Origin of the sequence: Streptomyces sp. NPDC048424, from assembly GCF_040651555.1 — a bacterium.
In the GTDB taxonomy this organism is placed as follows: Bacteria; Actinomycetota; Actinomycetes; order Streptomycetales; family Streptomycetaceae; genus Streptomyces.
The window spans coordinates 52,758-71,925 of record NZ_JBEZKE010000025.1 but is presented as its reverse complement, the minus strand read 5'-3'; the positions used below and the strand labels follow the sequence as shown (position 1 = coordinate 71,925).

Below are 19,168 nucleotides of genomic sequence, written 5' to 3'. Positions count from 1 at the left end.
CCGGCGGTGGCGTCAGCGCGCCGTGCCGAAGTCCTGGGTCCAGTAGTTGTTCGGCTGGGCCTGACCGATGCCGATCTCCTTGAAGGAGCAGTTCAGGATGTTCGCCCGGTGGCCGGGGCTGTTCATCCAGCCCTCCATGACCTTCTCGGGCGTGCTGTAGCCGTAGGCGACGTTCTCGCCGTACGAACTCCACGTGTATCCGGCGCGCGTGATGCGGGCACCCGGGTCGGAGCCGTCGGAACCGGTGTGGGACATGTTGCCGTGGGAGGCCATGTCCGCGCTGTGGTCCTGCGCGGCCTTCGTGAGCTTCGCGTTGAGGGTGAGGTTCGGGCACCCGGCAGCGGCGCGCTCCTGGTTGACGAGCGCGAGGACCGCGGCGACGGCACCGGAGGCCGCCGGGGCGGACGGGGCCGAGGTCTGCGGGGGCTGGGGCGCCTGCGGCTTCTTGGTGGCGGCCGGCGGCTTCGCGGGCTGCGGCTGCTCCTGCGCCGGCGGGGGCGTGTCCACGACGGGCTGTGCGGGCGCCTCGACGGGGCTGCTCGGCTCGGCGGCCGGGGGGCTGCTCGGCGCGGTCGGGACGACGTCCACGGGGGCCGCGGTGCTCGGGGTGGCCGAGGGCGCGTACTGCCAGGGGCGCCGCTGCTGGTGGCTCGCGTTCTGCGTGCGGCCGCCGTCCTGGGTGTCGAAGCAGGCCATCGCGGCGGTGGGGACACCCACGATTCCCAGAACGCCGACGGCGATGACTATCTTCCGGTACGGCTTCTTCTTCCGATGCTTCTGCATGCATGACCTCATTCGGTGATCGCGAAGCTTCCGGCGCCGGAACTGCGGGACGCCGGAATAGCGCCATTCTTAGAAGGCCGCCAATGGCCTGGCAAGTTTCTGCTTCGCGTTCACGCGGGGCATTCGAATCCCGGCTTGAAACGGGCCGATGATCGTGCATGGTCACGATCAGGTCACTTGCACAACCATGTGACGTGTTCTCAGGAGCGCCCGTGACCAGGGAAGTCGACGAGGGGTTCGGCGGTAGCTCTGATTCCGTTCCTGCCGGAGAGGGGAATGTCGAATCCAAAAGGGACAAATGGCGAAATGTCGAGGGTGTGGAACGCCTCGGGAGGTGCCCGACATTGAGGTCCGTGCTGTGACGCATGTCACGCAACCGTGCGTCGGGTCGCGGCGTCCGGGGGCGCGGCGCAGTGCACGCCGAAAGCGTGCCCATTTCCCGTGACCCCATTCGGAGGAATTGCCAGGGCTGGATCACCGTCGCGTTCCGCGACTGCCTCGGCGAGATCACTTCGCGCGGAACCGCGTTCGGGGGCCGCATTGCCCGGTGGCACCGGCCGAGCGGGTGGTACTGCCGGGTTGGCGCGCAGAGAGTGCGAAAACCTTTCCCCTCAAGGGGTGTGCGGGGAAGGCGCGCGGGAACGCCGTTCACCGGCCAGGGAGTCACCCGGATGGTCGGCAGCCCGGGCAGTGGGGGATTTGCTTGGGTTTTCGGTGTTCGCCCGTTCGTGCCTTCCTCAGGGAGATCCCCGTGTCCTACCGTTCGAGCCTCCGCGGCGTGGTCGTCGGAGCCTGCACAGCCATGCTGGTGGCCGGTTCCGGCCTGCTCGCCCTTCCCGTCCAGGCCGAGGGCCACCCGGCGGCGACCGCTGCCTCCGCTTCCTCCTCCGCCCGGCAGACCGCGGCGGAGCGCACGGTGGACGCCTTCATCCGCAAGTACCAGGATGCAGTCCTGGAGCAGGAAGCCGAGGGCAAGTCCCCGATGCAAGTCCGGGAGGAGTACCTCTCGAAGGAGCTCGACACGGCCCTCGACGCGTGGTCGGGTGAGCACCAGGTCGACCCGATCATCCGCCGGGCCGAAATGCCCGAAACCTATGACGTGAACACCGCCGGCGCCGGTGACCCGGGACAGGAGAAGGTGGTGCTGACCTTCAACTGGAAGGACGGCACGAGGAATGACTACTCGTACCAGGTAGGCCTGTCGGACATGATCATCAAGGGCATCTCCTAGGCCACGCGCTGATCTCGGTCCTGCCGTACGGCCTAGGCGGCGGCGGTCGCCGCCCCGGCCGTCGGTGGGGCGCAGTCCCGGCAGAGGCCGGGCGTGGGCGAGCGGAAGGCACGGTCGCAGTCGTCGCACGTACGGAGGGGATGGACGGTGTGGTCCGGGGGCGCGGAGCGCGCCTCCCACGGGTCGGCCAGGCGGGGCGGGAGCAGTTCGCGCAGGCGGTGGGCGAGCAGGGCTGCGGGGGAGTGGATCGCCGTCGTCGGGAGCGAGCGCGTCAGGGCTGCCGTGACGGCGCTCGGGGACAGCCCGCGCTCCAGCCAGACGGCCGCGGCGGGCGCCAGCCGTACCGTGTCGCGCGTGGACAGCGTCAGCCGCGGATCCCGCAGTCGCAGCCGGGCCAGCAGCTCCCGCGCCTGCAACTCGACTTCAGGGGCGACTGGTTCGGGCTCCGGGCCCGGGTCGGCCTCCGGTTCGGGGTCCGGGTCCGCGTCCGGCTGAGGGGTCGGCTTCGGCTCGGGCCGGGTGGGCGGGAGGCGGAGCCCGCGGGCCGCCTCCGCCATCGCGGGCGGGTTGTTGTACGAGACCGTCGAGGTCACGACGTGCCCCGTCGGGAGCCGCTCCTGGAAGCGGGCCAGGTAGCCGTACTGCTCCAGCTCGCGCAGGGCGGCGGCGATACGGACCTCGCCTTCGGGGAAGCGTTCCGCGAGGGCCTTGATGGTCACCTTGGACCCCGCCGGGAGCGACTGGATGTGCGTGGCCAGACCGATCGCCGTCATGCTCAGCCGGCGGTGCTGGGCGAGGTGGTTGCCGATCTTGACGTAGCCGCGGCGGTGGTCGTGGTTGACGTGTCGGATCCCCGACGGAACGCGCGCGGGAGCGCTAAGCTGCTGATCAGCCATGGGAAGGTTAAGGCCCTTCTCTGGTCAGGCCCTCGGTGGGATTGCCGTCCCATGCGGGGGCCGATTGCGTTTTTTGGGGTGACCGAGAGTCAGAGTGCCCGGTGAATTGTCATATGCGCCAGCCAGGTTGGGGTGATTCACCCGACCGAGTGAGAGGGGGAGGGGGGAGGTGGGGAGAGGTCATTTCCCCCGGTTGTTAGTCCTTATGCGTCGTGCTGAACCGGTCATTGCCCCACCGGGTCGTGGAAACCTCGATCCGGTGAAATCGGACTCGCCAAATCCATTTCAGCCCACACGGTTTTCAGCGGTGCCGGCCCGTGATCCGTCCCCCACCGCGCGGCGAGCGCGGACACCAGGGCAATCCCCCGCCCCGACTCGGCCTCGACGTCCGGTACCTCGGCGACCAGAGGCGGCCCGAACTCCCGCCGGGTGTCGGACACTTCGATACGGAGCGTGGCGCCGGGCGCGATGCGCAGCACGAGCCGGAAGTCCCGCCCGCGCACCCTCCCGTGGGTCACGGCGTTCGCGGCGAGCTCGGCGACGACCTGCGCGGCGGCCTCGAACGGAAGCTTCTGTTCCACGAGTTGGGCCACCGTGAGCGCGCGGGCGGCGCGGGCGCCACGCGGGGTGGAAGGGAGCGTGGCGACGAGGGAGATTTCCTGATTCACGTGACTCAGCGTGGCCATCCGTGCGTAACCTGAACAGAGTTGAGGGCGCGGTGTACGACGGCTGTCCAAGGCGGTCCGGTGGTGTCCTCGCGGTCCAAGGGGAGGCGGATGTGAGTACGGACGGCGCCGACGAGTCGAGCTGGGAACTCGACCCGGAAGACGAATCCGGGGCGGTCATCGCCGCGGTGGGACGCCAGCTGAAAATGTGGCGCGAGGCCGCGGGACTGGACCGTTCCAAGTTCGGCGAGCACATGGGGTACGGGGCGAACCTGATCTACAAGATCGAGCGCGGAGCCCGTATTCCGCGCCCGGAGTTCCTGGACAAGGCGGACGAGGTCCTTGGGGCGGGCGGGAAAATCGCCGTGATGAAGGAGGACATCGAAAGGGCCCGCTATCCGAAGAAGGTTCGGGATCTGGCCAAGCTGGAATCCCAGGCCGTGGAGATCGGCTCGTACGACAACGTCGTGGTCACGGGGCTGCTCCAGACCGAGGAGTACACCCGTGCGCTCTATGGGGTGAGGCGGCCGGCCTTCTCGGAGGACCAGGTTGAGCGCCTGGTCATGGCGAGGGTGGCCCGCAAGGCGGTCCTGCATCAGCAACCACCGCCGCTGTTGACGGTCGTCCAGGAAGAGACCGTGCTTCGCAGGCCCATTGGCGGCAGGATGGTGTTGCGCCGCCAGCTGGAGCATTTGCTGGATGTGGGCAGCATGCGGCACGTCGAGATCCAGGTGATGCCCATGGCCGTCGAGGAGCACGCCGGTCTTGCGGGATCCCTCAAGGTCATGCGCCTCAAGGACGGAACAACGGTAGGGCACAACGAAGTTCAGCTGGTCAGTCGCTTGATCACTGAACCGAAAGAGGTCCAGATCCTGGACATGCGCTATGGCATGATCCGAGCACAGGCTCTGACGCCTCGCGAATCGCTGACTTTCATCGAGAAGGTACTGGGGGAGACATGACCATCAAGCCGTCGGGCGAGGGCTTCTCCGCACTCACGTGGGTCAAGAGCAGCTACAGCACCAACGACGGGCCCGATTGCGTCGAGGTTGCCCGGACCACCGGCACCGGCACAGGCATGGTCCTCGTCCGGGATTCCAAGCGGCCCGAGTACGCCCGCCTCGCCGTCACCCCGGCGGCCTGGACGGGGTTCGTCGCCCACGCCGTCACTTCGTGAGACCACTGGATCCCGCCGTCAAGGCCGTGTTCCGGCAGCGGCGGCCGGATCCGGCGTGCTGGGACGTCGTCGTCGACGCGGTCTGTTCCCGGGAGTCGAGCTACGACGCCGACCTCGCGTTGGTCCAGGCGGGCCGGGCCGTCGCCGGGCACGCGGACCGGATCGCCGGGTCCCTCGCCGGGCCCCTCACCGGCCACACCGCCCAGGCGCACGCCTTCGCCCTCGCGGGGCTGGGCGACGTCCGGGCACTGCCCGCCCTGCGGCAGATGGAGGCGCACGCTCTTCCCTTCGGCCGCCTGCACGCGCACACCCTGGCCGCGCTGCCCGCCGCGGAGCTGCTTCCCGTGGCGCGCAGGATGCTCGGGCAGGTCCCGGTGGACTACCACGCGAGCACGTTCATGCTCGACCTGCTCGCTCTCTGGGGTCCGGCCGCCGCGCCCGCCGTGCCCGAGGTGGTCCGGATCCTGGAGACGCCCTACGCCTACGACGCCTTCCGCGTCCTCGGCGGGATCGGGCCCGCCGCGGCCGGGACGGCGGACCGGCTGGCCGCGTACGCGACCGGGCGTGATCCCCGCACGCGCCGCCACCACCCACGACGCGCCGCCTGGGCGCACTGGAAGGTCACCGGGGACCCGGCCCTCGCCCTCGACGCGTGCGGCACGGCCGTGAATTCGGGGAGCGGCAGCCACGGGCTGCCCTTCCTCGCCGATCTCGGCCCGCTGGCCGCAGCGCACGCGCAGACCGTGCGCGGTCTGATGGAGTCGCCCGGCGGGTGGACCCGGGTCGCCGCCGCGCACGCGTACTGGCGGATCACCGGCGATCCGGAGCCCGTCGTACCGGTGCTGCTGGCGGCCGTGGACCCGGACTGGGACGGCCAACCGGCGCTGCCGGTGCAGGAGGCCGTACGCCGCCTCGGAGACATCGGGACCCCCGCCGTACGGGCGGCGCCCCTGCTCCGCGGGATCCTGGCCGGCGGAGAACGCCTCACGCACCCCTTCACGGGCGTGCGGATCCTGGCGGACCAGGCCTACGTCCGCACCCTCACCGAGGCGCTGGAACGGATCGCACCCGGAGCGGCCGACCCCGTAGCGCCGCCCGCACCCGCCGTCCGTCAGGGACCGCTGCGCAGGTGGCTGCGCCCCGGGGACGCGGTGCGGACAGGCTGACCGGATGTTCACCCTGCGCCGTGCCGGCCGGCACGACGGGGGCGTCCTCGGCGGGAGCAGTTGCCGGCCGGGGCGTCCGGCCCCGCTGCACCTCCGCTCGAGCGAGGCCCGAGCAGCGGTCCATAGAGAGACGGCAGCCGGCCGTCAGGAGGAAGGCCGCTCTCCCCGCGCGAAGGACGGAAGACTGTGCAGCGATACCCCCAGGCAGGCCGGGCCGAGGACGCGTTCACCGACGTCGTACGCGCCTTCGAGGAGAACTTCGCGTCCGGTGAGGAGGTGGGCGCGGCCGTCTGCGTCTACCACCGGGGCCGTCCGGTGGTGGACCTGTGGGGCGGCTGGGCCGACCCCGAACGCACCGACCCCTGGCGGGCCGACACCCTGGCGGTGCTCGCCTCGCCGACGAAGGCGCTGGTCACCGCTGCGTTCCTGCATCTGTGGGAGGAGCAGGGCCTCGACCTGGACGAGCCGGTCGCCGCGCACTGGCCGGAGTTCGCGGCCCACGGCAAGGCCGCCATCACGCCCCGCATGATCCTCACACAGCGCTCCGGGATCGTCTGCCTGGACCACGCACCCCTCACCCCGTACGCGCTGCGTGCGCACACGCCGGTGGCGGAGGCGCTCGCCGCGGCCCGACCGGAGTGGGAGCCGGACACGGCGCACGGTTACCACGCGACCACCTACGGGCACCTGCTCAGCGAACTCGTGCGGCGCCGGACCGGCCTGACGGTGGGCCGCTACTTCGCCCGCCACCTCGCCGGACCGCTGGGCCTGGACGCCCACATCGGGCTGCCCGCCGGCTCCGACGCCCACCTCGCGACCATGCTGGAGTCCAAAGCGGAGGCCCTCATGGACGGCGCCGACCCCGGTACGGAGCTGGACATGCTCCGCGCGCTCGGCGACCCGGGATCGCTCACCCACCGGGCCATGATCGGCAGCATGCGGCTGTACGACGCCCTGGACCCCGCCGTCGAGGACCCCTCGTACGGGGGCGTGGCCAGCGCCCGCTCCCTCGGGCGGCTCTTCGCCGCCCTGGTCGGCGAGGTCGACGGCATCCGCCTCATCGGCCCCGACCGCACCGTCGAGCTCGCCCGCCCGTACTCCCGCGGCACGTGCCGGGTGGTGCTGCTGCCCAGCACCTGGGGCCTCGGCTTCATGCTCCCCGACAGTCCGGTCTTCCCCTCCTCCGCCGGCCTGGGCCCGCGCGCCTTCGGCTTCGACGGAGCCAACGGCACGTTCGTCTTCGCCGACCCCGACCGCGAACTGGCCTTCGCTTACGTCCAGAACGCCGGCTCGCGCACCATCGGCCGGATGAACGACCGCGCCCACCGCCTGGTGGAGGCCGTGCACCGCTGCGTCGAGAAGGTCCCCGCACGGGCCCGGTGACACCGGTCGTCCGGGACGGCGCCGGTGGACTGCCGCTCTAGCGGTTTTCCAGGGCACGTGGAGAGCACTTTGAGCGGCCCTTGCGAACTTGGCGCCTCCCAGCCGACCCTTCGGGAGGAAACATGGCCGGCGCCACCGCCGACGTACGCACTGCACTTGTCACCGGAGCCACCAGCGGGATCGGCCTCGAGATCGCCACCCGGCTGGCCCGCGCGGGCCACCGGGTCTTCCTCGGTGCCCGCACCGCCGACCGGGTCGCCGAGACCGTCGCCGCCCTGCGGGCCGAGGGGCTGGACGTGGACGGCCGGAGCCTGGACGTGACCTCCCGCGAGGACATCACCACGTTCGTCCGGGCCGCGACCGAGCGGTTCGGGCCCGTGGGGATCCTGGTCAACAACGCCGGCCGCTCCGGCGGCGGGGTGACCCGCGAGGTTTCCGACGAGCTCTGGTTCGACGTCATCAACACCAACCTGAACAGCGTGTTCCTGATGACGAAGGACGTCCTCAACCACGGGGGCATGCTGGAGCAGGGCTGGGGCCGGATCATCAACATCGCCTCCACCGGAGGCAAGCAGGGCGTCCTGCACGGCGCCCCGTACTCGGCCTCCAAGCACGGCGTCGTCGGTTTCTCCAAGTCCCTGGGCCTGGAGCTGGCGCGCACCGGAGTCACCGTCAATGCCGTCTGCCCGGGCTTCGTCGAGACCCCGATGGCCGCACGCGTGCGCGAGACGTACGCCGGCCTGTGGGACGTCACCGTCGACGAGGCCCACGCCCGGGTCAGCGCCCGGGTGCCGATCGGCCGCTACGTGCTGCCCGAGGAGGTCGGCGCGATGGTCGACTACCTCGTCGGCCCGGGGGCGGCCTCCGTCACCGCGCAGGCCCTCAACGTCTGCGGCGGCCTCGGCAACTACTGACCGACCGCACCGCACCGCATCCCGCCGCACACCCGGAAGGACACACTCCCGTGGAGAACACGACAGAGCTGTACCTGGACCTCCTGGAGAAGGTCGTCACCAACCTCGTCTACGAGGACGCCCCGATCCCCAACGAGTGGTTCCCCGAGCGGGACTTCCGCCCCGAGAACCGCGAGACGGGCACCGACTGGCCCAGCGTCGCGCACACGATGGTCGGCCTCAAGCGCATCCGCAACATCCGTACCCTCCTCGACCGGGTCGTCGCCGACGGGGTGCCCGGCGACTTCATCGAGACCGGCGTATGGCGCGGCGGCGTCTGCATCTTCGCCCGCGGCTACCTCAAGGCCCACGGGATCACCGATCGCACCGTCTGGCTCGCCGACTCCTTCGAGGGCATCCCGGACACCGGGGAGGAGGGCCACCCCATGGACCGGGAGATGGCCCTGCACCGCTCCAACCACGTGCTCGGCGTCGGCGCCGACACCGTCCGGGAGAACTTCGGCCGGTACGGGCTCCTCGACGACCAGGTCCGCTTCCTGCCGGGCTGGTTCAAGGACACGCTGCCGACCGCCCCCGTCGAGCGCCTCGCGGTCCTGCGGCTCGACGGCGACCTGTACGAGTCCACCCTCGACGCGCTGGACAACCTCTACCCGAAGCTCTCCACCGGCGGCTTCGTCGTCATCGACGACTACTTCATCCCGGCCTGCCGCAAGGCCGTGGACGAGTTCCGCGAGAAGCACGGCATCACCGACGAGGTCGAGGCCATCGACGAGTACAGCGTCTTCTGGCGCCGCTCCGCCTGAGCCGCCCGCCCCTACGCCATCGGCCTCCAGGACCCGTCCGGGTCCTGGAGGCCGATGGCGTCGTGCGGTCGTGCGGTCGTGCCGTCAGGCGGAGGTACGGGCCGCCGCCAGCTCCAGCGTGGTGCGGCTGTTCCCGCCGAGGGCATCGCGCAGGTACCGGCGCGCGTCGGCGAGGGTGGCTCCCGCGCCCAGCACCTGCGGTACCGCGGCGGGGTCGATCACCACGGTGTGCTCTGCGGTGACCTGCGCCCCCGCGCCCGAGCCGGTGAACTCCCAGACCCCGCTGTGGCCGAGCAGCAGCCGCGGCGGGACCAGTTGCTTGTACGCGATCCGCTCGCCCGGCCGGCAGACCCGCACCGAGCGGGTGGTGTGCGCCGAGCCGTCGGCGGTGACGGTGTCCATCTCCATCTCCTGCACCCCCGCGGCGTCCTCGCTCAGCTCCACGCGCCGCACGTGCGGCAGCCGCTCGGGCCACAGGTCCGCGCGGTGCACGAACGCGTACGCCTGCTCGGCGGTGCAGTCGAGGGCGACGGTGTCACTGAAGGAGAACATCAGGTCGCCGACGGCCGCGCCGTGTTCCGCGGCGAGCTCGGCGATCCGCGCCAGCGCGGCCAGTTCCACCGGGCTGTTGCGGTCCAGGGCGGCGTTGATCCACTCCACGGTGTCCGGGTCGTCCCCGACCGCCGTGAAGTCGTGCAGCAGCACGATGTCCGTCCCGCCGTCCTCCCGCGGTTCGAAGATCCACTCGCCGCCCATCGAGGCGATGGGCGCCGCGCTCTCCTCCTGGTCGAAGCGGATCCGCAGGTTCAACGGGTCCAGCGCACGGCGCGAGACCCAGGTCTTTACCTCCCCGCCCACCGAGGCCCACAGTCGGAACCGCTCGGTGAGCTCGCCGCGCTCCAGGTAGTGCGCGGCGACACTGGGCGCGAACATGGCCGGCCAGCGACCGACGTCGGCGGCCAGGTCGTACAACGCCTGCGGCTGTGCGGTTGAGGTCAGCGCGTGCCGGGTGTGCCGACGCATGGCTCAGCCCACCGCGGGGAGAGCGCCGTTGACGGAGTCCAGCAGCTCGCGCGGGGTGGCGACCTTGTCCGGGACCTCCACCCCGTACTCGCGCTGGATGACGGCCGAGGTCTCCAGCAGCGCCAGCGAGTCGTAGCCCAGCTCCGTGAAGGCGGTGTCGAGGATGTCGCCGTCGAGCTGGCCGCCCTCGCTGCCGGCGGACTCCGACAGGATCCGGCGCAGGTCGTCCAGGGTCATGGGGGTTGCGGTGGTGTCGTCGCTCATCGTTCCTTCTTCCTCTTCCTTCTTGTGGGTCGGTTCAGTGGTGGTGGTGCGCCCGCACGACGGCGGCCGAGTTGAAGCCCGCCGCGCCCCGGGCGAGGACCAGGGCCGTCGCCAGCCGGGCCTCCCGCGGGGACTTGCGGACCAGGTCGATGCCGTACTCCTCCGGCGTCTCGTCGGTGTTCGCGGTCGGCGGGACCACCCCGTCGCGCAGCGACAGCAGCGCCGCCACCACGTCCAGCGGCCCGCCCGCGGACTGGAGCCGCCCGGTCAGGGACTTGGGGGCCGTCACCGGGACACCCCGCTCGCCGAACACCCCGCGCAGCGCCTCGGCCTCCAGACGGTCCGGGCCGGGCAGGCCCGCCGAGTCCGCGAAGACCACGTCCACCTCGGACGGCGCCACCCCGGCCCGGGCCAGCGCCAGCTCGACGGCCCGGCGCAGCGCCGGCGGTCGCGGGGAGCCGGGCGGCGGGTCGAAGGTGGAGGCCTGCCCGGCGAGTTCGCCGTACACCCGGGGTGCGCCGCGCCGGCGGGCCGCCGCCGCGTCCTCCAGGACCAGGATCGCGGCGCCCTCGCCGGGCACGTGCCCGCTCGCCGTCCGGTCGAACGGCCGGTATTCGCCGGTGGTGACCCGGCCGCCGGACCACTGCGCGGCCCAGCCCCACGGGTCCAGGGCCGAGTCCGCGCCACCGGTGACGACCAGCTTCGCCTCGCCCCGCAGCACGGCGCGCCGGGCGTGGCCGAGGGCGTCCAGCCCGCCCGCCTGCTCGGCGACGAGGGCCTTGCCCGGGCCGCGCAGCTGGTGGCGGATGGAGATCTGGCCGGTGTTGACGGCGTAGAACCAGGCGAAGGACTCGTACACGCTGACGAACTGCGGGCCCTTCGACCACAGCTTCGCGAACTCGCGGTGGGTGAACTCGAAGCCGCCGAACGCATTGCCGGTCATCACGCCCATGTCGTAGTCGACGAGCGCGCCCGGTTCCACACCGCCGTCGGCCAGCGCCAGCCCGGCGGCGGTCAGCGCGAACCGCGTGGAGCGGTCGGTCTGCGGGAGGAGCCGGTTCGGCAGGTGCGCGGCCGGGTCGAAGTCCCGTACCTCGCCCGCCTGCCGGGCCGGGTAGCCGGAGGCGTCGAAACCGGTGACGGCCGCGATGCCGCTGCGGCCCTCCAGCGTCGCGGACCAGAACTCCTCGGTGCCCAGCCCGTTGGGGGCGACGACTCCCAGCCCCGTGAACACTGTGGTCGTCATGACGTTCCTTCCGGCCGCCGCAGCAGCATCGCGCTCTGGAAGCCGCCGAACCCGCTCCCCACGGTCAGCACGGTGTCCACCCGCTGCTCGCGGGCGGTCAGCGGCACGTAGTCGAGGTCGCACTCGGGATCGGCCCGGTGCAGGTTGGCCGTGGGCGGCACCACGTTGTGCTTCATGGCGAGCGCGCACGCGGCGATCTCCACGGAACCGATGGCCCCCAGGGAGTGGCCCACCATGGACTTGATCGAGCTGATCGGGACGCGGTAGGCGTGGTCGCCCAGCGCCCGCTTGAACGCGGCCGTTTCGTGCCGGTCGTTCTGCACGGTGCCCGAACCGTGCGCGTTGACGTAGTCGATCGCGTCCGCGTTCAGCCGGGACTGGTCCAGCGCGGCCGAGATGGCCGCGGCCATCTCCCGGCCGTCGGTCTTCAGCCCGGTCATGTGGTACGCGTTGAGGCGCGTGGCGTACCCGCTGACCTCGGCGTAGATCGTCGCGCCGCGGGCCCGTGCCCGCTCCAGCTCCTCCAGGACGAACACCGCCGCGCCCTCGGCCAGGACGAACCCGTTGCGGGAGGCGTCGAAGGGCCGGGAGGCGTGCGCAGGGTCGTCGTTGCGGTTGGTGGTGGCCTTGATGGCGTCGAAGCTGGACACCACGACCGGGGTGACCGGGGTGTCGGCGGCCCCGGCGAGCATCACGTCGACGGTGCCGTCCTCGATCAACTGGACGGCGTTGCCGACGGCGTCCAGCCCCGAGGTGCAGCCGTTGGACACGAGGGACACCGGCCCCTCCGCACCCACCGTCCAGGCCACTTCGGCCGCCATCACCCCGGGGGTCAGGTAGTCGTACATGTGCGGCGACAGATAGCCGGGGTCGACCTCCCACTGCCGCCCGGCGTCGGACAGCACCAGGTACTCGTTCTCCAGGCTGGTGGCGGCGGCGACGGCGCTGCCCAGGCTCACGCCCGTCCGGGACGGGTCGAGCGCCCCGAAGTCGAGGCGGCTGTCCGCCACCGCGTCGCGGGCGCAGACCACGGAGAACTGCGTCGCCCGGTCCATCCTGCGGGTCTCCCGCGGGGTGAGCCCTTCGGCCCCCGCGTCGAAGTCGCACTCGCCCGCGAGCTGGGAACGGAAGGGGGTGGGGTCGAAGAAGCTGATCCGGCGGGTCGCGGTACGACCCGCGGCCAGCAGCGACCAGAACTCCTCCGTGCCGCTTCCTCCCGGTGCGCGCACCCCCATACCGGTTATCACGACACGACGGGACATCGAATCGGTTTCCTTCTCGAAGAGGTGACTCGGTAGGGCCGGGGGGACCCCCGGCCGGCTCTCTTGGTAGGCGGGGGCGGTCAACCTCCGCTCAAGAGGCACTCGATGTCCGCTCAGGGGCCGTGGGCCGGTCCAGCGGTTCTTGAGCGCCGCCGTGCACCCTCCGTGCGATGAAGATCCTCTTTGTCACCGGCGGGAGTCCCGCGACCGTCTTCGCCCTCGCCCCGCTCGCCTCGGCGGCCCGCCTCGCCGGCCACGACGTCCTCGTCGCGTCCCCCGAGGACATGGCCCCGTACGTCACCGGCACCGGGCTCCCCGTCCTGCCCGTCACCGACGGGACCATGAGCCGGTTCATGCTGGAGGACCGGGCCGGCCGTGCGCTGTCCATCCCCGCCGACCCGCTGGAGCGGATCCGCTTCAACGGGGAGGGCTTCGGGCGGCTGGCCGCCGCGACCCTGCCCCGGCTGCGGGCCCTGGCCGCCGACTGGGCTCCGGACCTCGTCGTCGGCGGATCGCTCTGCTACGCGGCACCGCTCCTCGCCCACGAACTGGGGGTGCCGTGGGTGCGGCACACCTGGGACCTCGGCGAGCCGCCCGGGATGGACGACGGAGCCGCCGCCGAACTGGCGGCCGAGCTCGACGCGGCCGGGCTGCCCGCCCTGCCCGTGCCCGCGCTCTGGGTGGACATCTGCCCGCCCGGCCTGCGCGCCGCCCGCCTGGCCCCGGGCCGGCGGCAGTCGATGCGGTTCGTCCCCGCCAACCTGCGCCGGCCGCTGGAGCCGTGGATGCTGCGCCGGGCCGGCCGGCCCCGGGTGTGCGTCACCGCGGGCAGCCGGGTCACCGGGGCGGACGGGGTGGCCGAACTGGTCGAACTGGCCCGGACCGTGGAGGGCCTCGACGGGGAGCTGGTCGTCGCCGCACCGCAGGACGTGGCGGACGCGCTGACCGCCGCGGTGCCCGGGGTCCGGGCCGGGTGGTTCGCGCTGGACACCCTGCTGGCCACCTGCGACCTCATCGTCCACCACGGCGGCGGGCAGACCGCCATGACGGCCCTGCACGCGGGCGTGCCCCAGCTGCTGGTGCCGACGATCCCGAAGATGCTGGAGCCGTGCCGCCGCATCGAGGAACGCGGGGCGGCCGTCGTGCTGGCCGAGGGCGAGCAGTCCGGCGCGCGCATCGCGCGGGCCGCGGCCGAACTGCTGGCCGGGTCCCGGCCCCGGGAGCGGGCGGCGGAGATCGGCGCGGAGATCGCCGCGCAGCCCTCACCGGACCGGGTGGTGTCCGTACTGGAGTCGCTGCGGGCATGATGCGGACCGCGCACGGCAACGGCCCCGCCCGGACCGGGCGGGGCCGTTCCTCTCGTCAGGACCGGGACACGGCCTCCGCGTGAGCGGCGGCCACGGCAGCCACCGTGCGGTCCAGGGCCTCGTCCAGCGCCCCGTCCCGTACGGCGAGTGCCCGCCAGCCCGTCGCGGCCGAGAACGCCGAGGGGTCCACCTCCAGGCTGCGGAAGTCGGTCGGGTCCGCGTGCGCGGGCGGTTCCACCGACACCACCGGCACCGCGGGGGTTCCCGCGTACCGGGCGACGGCGCGCGCCACCGCCTCGAACACCTCGCCGAGCGGCCGCGCCCGCCCGGTCCCGACCAGGTAGTGCCGGCCGGTCAGCGCGTCCGCGTGGGCCAGGGCCGCCGTGAACGCCCGGGCCGCGTCCTCCACGTACAGCAGGTCACGGCGGACCGTACCGTCGTGCCACATCGTCAGCGGCTGCCCCGCGAGCGCCCGCCGGACCATGGTCGACACCACCCCGCGGTCCTCCGCGGTGGGGGAGCCCGGCCCGTACACGGGCGGCAGCCGCAGGCTCACCGCCCGGGCCAGGCCCGCCGCGGCGGCCTCCTTCAGCACGGTCTCGGCGGCGTGCTTCTGCTGGTCGTACACCCCTGCGGGCCGGTCCGGCTCGGAGCCGTCGATCCGCCCGGCGGTCACCCGTCCCACCTGGGTGTTGCTGCCCGGGAAGACGATCGCGGGCGGGCCCCCGGCGGTCGGCGCCCGCTCGGCGAGCACCGCCACCAGGTCCCGGACCAGGCCCACGTTGACCCGTTCCGCCTCCGTGTCGTCCTCCGACAGCCGCCACCCGGACGCACCGCGGATCCGCGCCGTGAACGGCAGCACGGCGTCCGCGCCGGCCACCGCCCGGTCCAGCGCACCCCGTTCGGTCAGGTCCGCGGTGCACACCTCCACCCGCCCGGCGAGGGACCGGGGGAGCACGGCCGGCCGCCTGGACACCGCACGCACCCGGACACCGGGGTCGGCCGCCAGCGCCCGGACCACGGCCGAGCCGAGGAACCCGGAGGCGCCGAGCACGACGACCTGACGCGGCGCGTTCACCGGCCGCCCCCGCCCGCCACGCAGTCCGAGTACCGCGGCAGCAGACCCCGCGCCCGGGCCTCGGCCAGCGTCGGAGCCGAACGGTCGCGCTCGGACAGCACCGACGCGGGCCCGTCCGGCAGCTCCAGATCCAGCTCGGGGTCGAGCGGGTGCACCGCCCGCTCCTTGTCCGCCCGGTAGGCCGCCGACAGCAAGTACACCATCACCGTGTCGTCCTCCAGCGCGGTGAACAGGTGGCCCACGCCCGGCGGCAGGTAGAGCGCGGTGCCCGCCTCCGGGGACAGCTCCACCCGCTCGCAGTGCCCGAAGGTGGGCGAGCCGAGCCGGACGTCGACCACGACGTCCAGGGCCCGACCGCCCGTGCACAGCACGTACTTGGCCATGGAGCCGGGGGTGGCGGTGAAGTGCACCCCGCGCACCACCCCGCGGTGCGACCTGCTGGTGCTGACCTGGGCGACCGGGAACAGCGGCCCGCCCAGGGCCGCGCCGAACGCCGCCTCCTGGTGCGGGGAGCGGAACGAGCCGCGCTCGTCGTGGAAGACCTCGGGCTCGAAGACGTACGCGCCGTCGACGCCCAGCTCGCGGACCTTCACGCGGAGCCACCGGGGCGGGTGGCGACGAACAGGCCCGGGCCGTACAGCTCGTGGCGCAGGTACTCGACGTCCAGGCCGGCCCGCCGGAACGCCTCCTCGTACTCCGTCCGCTCGAACAGCGTCATGACGTGCGTGTCGGTGAAGTGCTCGACGCCGGTGTCGGAGGCCGCGACGGTGTAGTGCACCTCCATCCGGCTGGCCCGCTCCGCGCGCACCGTGTGGGAGACCCGGGCGATGCTCCGCCCGCCTGCCTGGACGACGTCGGCGCCGACCCAGCCGGGCAGGAAGTTCTCCGGGAACCACCAGGGTTCGACGACGAGGACGCCGCCCGGAGCCAGGTGCCCGGCCAGGTTCGCCACCGCCGCGTCCAGGTCGCCGGTGGTCCCCAGGTAGCCGATCGAGCTGAACATGCAGGTGACGGCGGTGAAGGTGCGGCCGAGCCGGAAGTCGCGCATGTCCCCCTCGGTCAGCGGCACCCCGGGATTGGTGCGGGCGGCGACGGCGAGCATCGGGGCGGACAGGTCCACCCCGGCGGCCTCGGCGAAGAACCCGCTGAGCTCGGCCAGGTGGGAGCCCGTGCCGCAGGCTACGTCCAACAGCGATCCGGCGGCCGGGGCCACCGCGGCGCGCTGCTCGACGAGCTCGCGCACGACGGCGGCCTCGGCCCGGTAGTCCTTGCCGCGGCCCCGGTAGAAGTCGTGGTAGACGTCGGCGCGGTGGTAGATGAGGGTGTCCGTGCTGGCAGGCATGGGTGGAGCCTTTCGATCGGGCGGTGGGGTGGCGGCGTGGTCGGCGTGGTCGGCGAAGAGGCGGCCTACAGGGTCCGCAGGACCTCGCGGAGCGCGTCGATGACCTTGTCCTGCACGGCCTCGGGCAGCGACGGGTACATGGGCAGCGAGAAGATCTCCCCGGCCAGCCGCTCGGTGACCGGCAGGGAGCCGGCCTCCACGCCGAGGTGCGCGAACCCGCGCATCGTGTGGACCGGCCACGGGTAGCTGATGTTGAGCGAGATGTCGTAGCGCTCCTTGAGGGCGCTGATGATCTCGTCGCGGCGCGGGTGCCGCACCACGTACACGTAGTACACGTGCTCGTTGCCCGCGGCCGTGGCCGGCAGGGTCAGTCCGCCCGGCCCGCACAGGTCCGAGAGCCCCTCCGCGTAGCGGCGCGCCACCCGGCGGCGACCGGCCACGTAGGCGTCGAGGCGGGTCAGCTTGCGGCGCAGGATCTCCGCCTGGACCTCGTCGAGCCGGCTGTTGTGCCCGGGTGTCCGCTCGACGTAGTACACCTCCTCCATGCCGTAGTAGCGCAGCCGGCGCAGCGCCCGGTCGGTGTCGGCGGAGCCGGTCAGTACGGCACCGCCGTCGCCGTACGCCCCCAGCACCTTGGTGGGGTAGAAGGAGAACGCCGCGACGTCGCCCATGGTCCCGGCGAGCGCGCCGTGGTGCCGTGCGCCGTGCGCCTGCGCGCAGTCCTCCACGATCGCCAGCCCGTGCTCGCGGGCCAGGCGCCGTAGCGGCTCCATGTCCACGCACTGGCCGTACAGGTGCACCGGCAGCAGGGCCTTGGTGCGCGGGGTGATCGCCGCCGCCACCTGGTCGGTGTCCATCAGGTAGTCCTCGGCGCGGACGTCCACGAAGACCGGGACGGCGCCGGCCGCGTCGATGGCGACGACGGTCGGGGCGGCGGTGTTCGAGACGGTGATCACCTCGTCCCCGCGTCCCACGCCGAGCGACTCCAGGGCCAGCTGCACCGCGTTGGTGCCGTTGTCCACGCCGACGCAGTGCGGCAGGCCGTGGTGGCCGGCGAACTCGTCCTCGAAGCCGCGCACGCTGTCGCCCAGCACCAGCCGGCCGCTGGCGAAGACCTGCTGCACGGCGTCGAGGACGTCCTCCCGCTCCGTCTCGTACTCGGCGAGGTAGTCCCAGACATGGATGGTCACTTGTCGTCCTCCTTGTAGAAGCCCGCGAACGTCAGCAGGCTCCTGGCCTCGACGTTCAGGTGGTTGCCGTACCGCACGAAGTCGGTGAGCTGGCGCAGGGTGATCCAGGCGTAGTCGTCGGGGACCCGCAGCGGGAACCCGTCCCCGACCTCCACCAGCAGGTAGCGGTTCTGCGCGTGGTAGAAGCGGCCGCCCTCCTCCGAGTGGACCCGGTCGAAGCGGATGGCCTCCGTGGGCGCGTCCAGCACCTCCGACAGGAACCGTGGCCGGCGCTCCTCGGGCAGGCCGCGGTAACTGTCCGGCTGGCACTGCACGGTGGGGGCCATCTCCACGCCGTCGAAGGCGCCCGTCTCGGTCCGGGCCTGCATCAGCACGTGCAGTACGCCCCCGATGCGGCGGACCAGGAAGGCGATCACGCCCTGGCTGCGCGGTTCGAACATGGGCTGTTGCCAGTGCGCGACCTCGCGGCTGTCGGTGTCGACGGACACCCCGATGACGGCGAAGTGCTGGTCCCGGTCGTGGACGAGGGCCCCGTCCCGCCGGCTCCACCCGCCGACCTTGGTGAGCGGGATCCGCTCCCGTGTCAGGGTGCAGCGGTTCTTGGCCTCGGTGAACCAGCTGAGCAACTGCGTGGTGTCGTGCAGGGCGACGGTGCCCGGGGCCCAGGACCGGGCCAGCGCGCCCCGGAAGGTGTCCGCGACCAGGTCGGCGCCGCGGTCCCGCCAGGACGCGGCGCCGGCCAGCACCGTACGGGTGTCCATGTTGACCAGGTTCGGCTCGCGCAGCAGCACGGCGATCTGCTCGAAGTCCAGCCAGCAGAAGTCCTCCAGCAGCGGGACGTCCCCATCGACCTGGACGATCATGTTGCGGTTGCGCTTGGCCAGGAACCAGGACGCCTGCTCGGACTGGAGGACGTCGGACAGGATCCGGCCCGAGCGGGGGGCGGCGAAGTACTCCAGGTAGGGCACCGACCGGCCGCCGTGCGCCCCGGTGAAGTTGGACCGGGTCGCCTGCACGGTCGGGGAGAGCTGCAGGCCGTTGACGTTGCCCGGCTCCATCTTGACCTGGAGCAGGAAGTGCGGGACGCCCGCGAACTCCTTGACCAGGATGCCGAGGACGCCCTGCTCGGGCTGGACGATGATCGGCTGCTGCCATGCGTCGACCTCCCGGCCGGAGTCCGCGACGTCCAGCCCCTCGACGCTGAAGAACCGCCCGGTGCGGTGGACGAGGTTGCCGGAGTCGGGGTCGGTGCGCCAGCCGTCGAGGGCATCGAGCGGGATCCGGTCCACCCGGTAGCCGTGCGCGCGACGACGCCCGGCGTACCAGTCGTGGAATTCGGCTATTTCGGAGAACATGTGGCCACCTTCCGTGCGGAAAATCCCCTCCCATTCCCCGGGGGGAATGCTCGGTCTTCGAGGAGAACAGCCTTTGTGCGGAA

20 protein-coding genes are annotated in these 19,168 nt (G+C 72.4%); 8 read left to right on the top strand and 12 right to left on the bottom strand.

Features of this window, described 5'->3' with window-relative positions:
• Positions 1-12: 12 nt before the first annotated feature.
• Positions 13-783: a CAP domain-containing protein gene (locus AB0D29_RS28995; RefSeq protein ID WP_362858273.1), complete on the bottom strand. Its 771-nt coding sequence runs from the start codon at positions 781-783 to the stop codon at positions 13-15.
• A gap of 751 nt (positions 784-1,534) precedes the next feature.
• Between AB0D29_RS28995 and AB0D29_RS28990 the strand changes: the two genes are divergently transcribed.
• Positions 1,535-2,014 (top strand): hypothetical protein, encoded by a 480-nt coding sequence (locus tag AB0D29_RS28990; RefSeq protein ID WP_362858272.1) that lies wholly within the window; start codon positions 1,535-1,537, stop codon positions 2,012-2,014.
• 32 nt (positions 2,015-2,046) lie between these two features.
• Here the strand turns inward: AB0D29_RS28990 and AB0D29_RS28985 are convergent, their stop codons facing one another.
• On the bottom strand, positions 2,047-2,910 hold the full coding sequence (locus tag AB0D29_RS28985; RefSeq protein ID WP_362858271.1) for a helix-turn-helix domain-containing protein: 864 nt from the start codon (positions 2,908-2,910) through the stop codon (positions 2,047-2,049).
• Positions 2,911-3,134: 224 nt separating this feature from the next.
• The gene (locus AB0D29_RS28980; protein ID WP_362858270.1) at positions 3,135-3,596 is read right to left on the bottom strand and encodes an ATP-binding protein; all 462 of its coding nucleotides are present in this window, start codon (positions 3,594-3,596) and stop codon (positions 3,135-3,137) included.
• A 92-nt stretch (positions 3,597-3,688) separates the two neighbouring features.
• On the opposite strand from AB0D29_RS28980, the gene AB0D29_RS28975 reads away from it, so the two are divergent.
• The 6 genes from AB0D29_RS28975 (at position 3,689) to AB0D29_RS28950 (ending at position 9,018) form a co-directional block, all read left to right on the top strand.
• The gene (locus AB0D29_RS28975) at positions 3,689-4,537 is read left to right on the top strand and encodes a helix-turn-helix transcriptional regulator (RefSeq protein WP_362858268.1); all 849 of its coding nucleotides are present in this window, start codon (positions 3,689-3,691) and stop codon (positions 4,535-4,537) included.
• Entirely contained in the window at positions 4,534-4,752 is a 219-nt protein-coding gene (locus AB0D29_RS28970) for a DUF397 domain-containing protein (protein WP_362858266.1), read from the top strand. Before AB0D29_RS28975 ends, AB0D29_RS28970 begins: the two co-directional genes overlap by 4 nt.
• Positions 4,749-5,918, top strand: coding sequence for a hypothetical protein (locus AB0D29_RS28965; RefSeq protein ID WP_362858265.1), 1,170 nt, complete (start codon positions 4,749-4,751; stop codon positions 5,916-5,918). Before AB0D29_RS28970 ends, AB0D29_RS28965 begins: the two co-directional genes overlap by 4 nt.
• Positions 5,919-6,104: 186 nt before the next feature.
• Positions 6,105-7,301 (top strand): serine hydrolase domain-containing protein, encoded by a 1,197-nt coding sequence (locus AB0D29_RS28960; RefSeq protein ID WP_362858264.1) that lies wholly within the window; start codon positions 6,105-6,107, stop codon positions 7,299-7,301.
• A gap of 122 nt (positions 7,302-7,423) precedes the next feature.
• Positions 7,424-8,215: an SDR family NAD(P)-dependent oxidoreductase gene (locus AB0D29_RS28955; RefSeq protein WP_362858262.1), complete on the top strand. Its 792-nt coding sequence runs from the start codon at positions 7,424-7,426 to the stop codon at positions 8,213-8,215.
• Positions 8,216-8,265: 50 nt separating this feature from the next.
• The gene (locus AB0D29_RS28950) at positions 8,266-9,018 is read left to right on the top strand and encodes a TylF/MycF family methyltransferase (protein WP_362858261.1); all 753 of its coding nucleotides are present in this window, start codon (positions 8,266-8,268) and stop codon (positions 9,016-9,018) included.
• A gap of 84 nt (positions 9,019-9,102) precedes the next feature.
• Here the strand turns inward: AB0D29_RS28950 and AB0D29_RS28945 are convergent, their stop codons facing one another.
• Genes AB0D29_RS28945 through AB0D29_RS28930 form a run of 4 tightly spaced genes read right to left on the bottom strand, consistent with a single transcriptional unit; the run spans position 9,103 to position 12,813 of the window.
• Positions 9,103-10,041, bottom strand: a complete 939-nt coding sequence (locus AB0D29_RS28945) for an aromatase/cyclase (protein ID WP_362858259.1) — start codon at positions 10,039-10,041, stop codon at positions 9,103-9,105.
• 3 nt (positions 10,042-10,044) lie between these two features.
• Complete coding sequence (locus AB0D29_RS28940) at positions 10,045-10,305, bottom strand: acyl carrier protein (RefSeq protein WP_362858258.1); 261 nt, start codon at positions 10,303-10,305, stop codon at positions 10,045-10,047.
• 34 nt (positions 10,306-10,339) lie between these two features.
• On the bottom strand, positions 10,340-11,551 hold the full coding sequence (locus AB0D29_RS28935; protein ID WP_362858257.1) for a ketosynthase chain-length factor: 1,212 nt from the start codon (positions 11,549-11,551) through the stop codon (positions 10,340-10,342).
• A complete protein-coding gene (locus AB0D29_RS28930; RefSeq protein ID WP_362858256.1) occupies positions 11,548-12,813 on the bottom strand; it encodes a beta-ketoacyl-[acyl-carrier-protein] synthase family protein in 1,266 nt (421 codons plus the stop codon). The genes AB0D29_RS28935 and AB0D29_RS28930 overlap by 4 nt, the downstream gene beginning before the upstream one ends.
• Positions 12,814-12,983: 170 nt before the next feature.
• Between AB0D29_RS28930 and AB0D29_RS28925 the strand changes: the two genes are divergently transcribed.
• A complete protein-coding gene (locus tag AB0D29_RS28925; RefSeq protein ID WP_362858254.1) occupies positions 12,984-14,120 on the top strand; it encodes a glycosyltransferase in 1,137 nt (378 codons plus the stop codon).
• Positions 14,121-14,175: 55 nt separating this feature from the next.
• Here the strand turns inward: AB0D29_RS28925 and AB0D29_RS28920 are convergent, their stop codons facing one another.
• From AB0D29_RS28920 to AB0D29_RS28900, 5 genes are all read right to left on the bottom strand, one after another.
• Positions 14,176-15,198 (bottom strand): NAD-dependent epimerase/dehydratase family protein, encoded by a 1,023-nt coding sequence (locus AB0D29_RS28920; protein WP_362858253.1) that lies wholly within the window; start codon positions 15,196-15,198, stop codon positions 14,176-14,178.
• Positions 15,195-15,791 carry a dTDP-4-dehydrorhamnose 3,5-epimerase family protein gene (locus AB0D29_RS28915; protein WP_362858252.1) on the bottom strand — a complete coding sequence of 199 codons (597 nt, stop codon included), beginning with the start codon at positions 15,789-15,791 and terminating at the stop codon, positions 15,195-15,197. The genes AB0D29_RS28920 and AB0D29_RS28915 overlap by 4 nt, the downstream gene beginning before the upstream one ends.
• Positions 15,788-16,540, bottom strand: coding sequence for a class I SAM-dependent methyltransferase (locus AB0D29_RS28910; RefSeq protein ID WP_362858251.1), 753 nt, complete (start codon positions 16,538-16,540; stop codon positions 15,788-15,790). The genes AB0D29_RS28915 and AB0D29_RS28910 overlap by 4 nt, the downstream gene beginning before the upstream one ends.
• 65 nt (positions 16,541-16,605) lie before the next feature.
• Positions 16,606-17,730, bottom strand: coding sequence for a DegT/DnrJ/EryC1/StrS family aminotransferase (locus AB0D29_RS28905; protein WP_362858250.1), 1,125 nt, complete (start codon positions 17,728-17,730; stop codon positions 16,606-16,608).
• Positions 17,727-19,085 carry an NDP-hexose 2,3-dehydratase family protein gene (locus tag AB0D29_RS28900; protein ID WP_362858249.1) on the bottom strand — a complete coding sequence of 453 codons (1,359 nt, stop codon included), beginning with the start codon at positions 19,083-19,085 and terminating at the stop codon, positions 17,727-17,729. The genes AB0D29_RS28905 and AB0D29_RS28900 overlap by 4 nt, the downstream gene beginning before the upstream one ends.
• Positions 19,086-19,168 lie beyond the last annotated feature (83 nt).

What these genes read in the sequence shown, in the direction of transcription:
- AB0D29_RS28925 (WP_362858254.1), top strand. Translation starts at nt 12,984, where the DNA reads ATGAAGATCCTCTTTGTCACCGGCGGGAGTCCCGCGACCGTCTTCGCC.
- AB0D29_RS28930 (WP_362858256.1), bottom strand. Translation starts at nt 12,813, where the DNA reads ATGTCCCGTCGTGTCGTGATAACCGGTATGGGGGTGCGCGCACCGGGA.
- AB0D29_RS28970 (WP_362858266.1), top strand. Translation starts at nt 4,534, where the DNA reads ATGACCATCAAGCCGTCGGGCGAGGGCTTCTCCGCACTCACGTGGGTC.
- AB0D29_RS28910 (WP_362858251.1), bottom strand. Translation starts at nt 16,540, where the DNA reads ATGCCTGCCAGCACGGACACCCTCATCTACCACCGCGCCGACGTCTAC.
- AB0D29_RS28980 (WP_362858270.1), bottom strand. Translation starts at nt 3,596, where the DNA reads ATGGCCACGCTGAGTCACGTGAATCAGGAAATCTCCCTCGTCGCCACG.
- AB0D29_RS28945 (WP_362858259.1), bottom strand. Translation starts at nt 10,041, where the DNA reads ATGCGTCGGCACACCCGGCACGCGCTGACCTCAACCGCACAGCCGCAG.
- AB0D29_RS28995 (WP_362858273.1), bottom strand. Translation starts at nt 783, where the DNA reads ATGCAGAAGCATCGGAAGAAGAAGCCGTACCGGAAGATAGTCATCGCC.
- AB0D29_RS28900 (WP_362858249.1), bottom strand. Translation starts at nt 19,085, where the DNA reads ATGTTCTCCGAAATAGCCGAATTCCACGACTGGTACGCCGGGCGTCGT.
- AB0D29_RS28955 (WP_362858262.1), top strand. Translation starts at nt 7,424, where the DNA reads ATGGCCGGCGCCACCGCCGACGTACGCACTGCACTTGTCACCGGAGCC.
- AB0D29_RS28940 (WP_362858258.1), bottom strand. Translation starts at nt 10,305, where the DNA reads ATGAGCGACGACACCACCGCAACCCCCATGACCCTGGACGACCTGCGC.
- AB0D29_RS28935 (WP_362858257.1), bottom strand. Translation starts at nt 11,551, where the DNA reads ATGACGACCACAGTGTTCACGGGGCTGGGAGTCGTCGCCCCCAACGGG.
- AB0D29_RS28985 (WP_362858271.1), bottom strand. Translation starts at nt 2,910, where the DNA reads ATGGCTGATCAGCAGCTTAGCGCTCCCGCGCGCGTTCCGTCGGGGATC.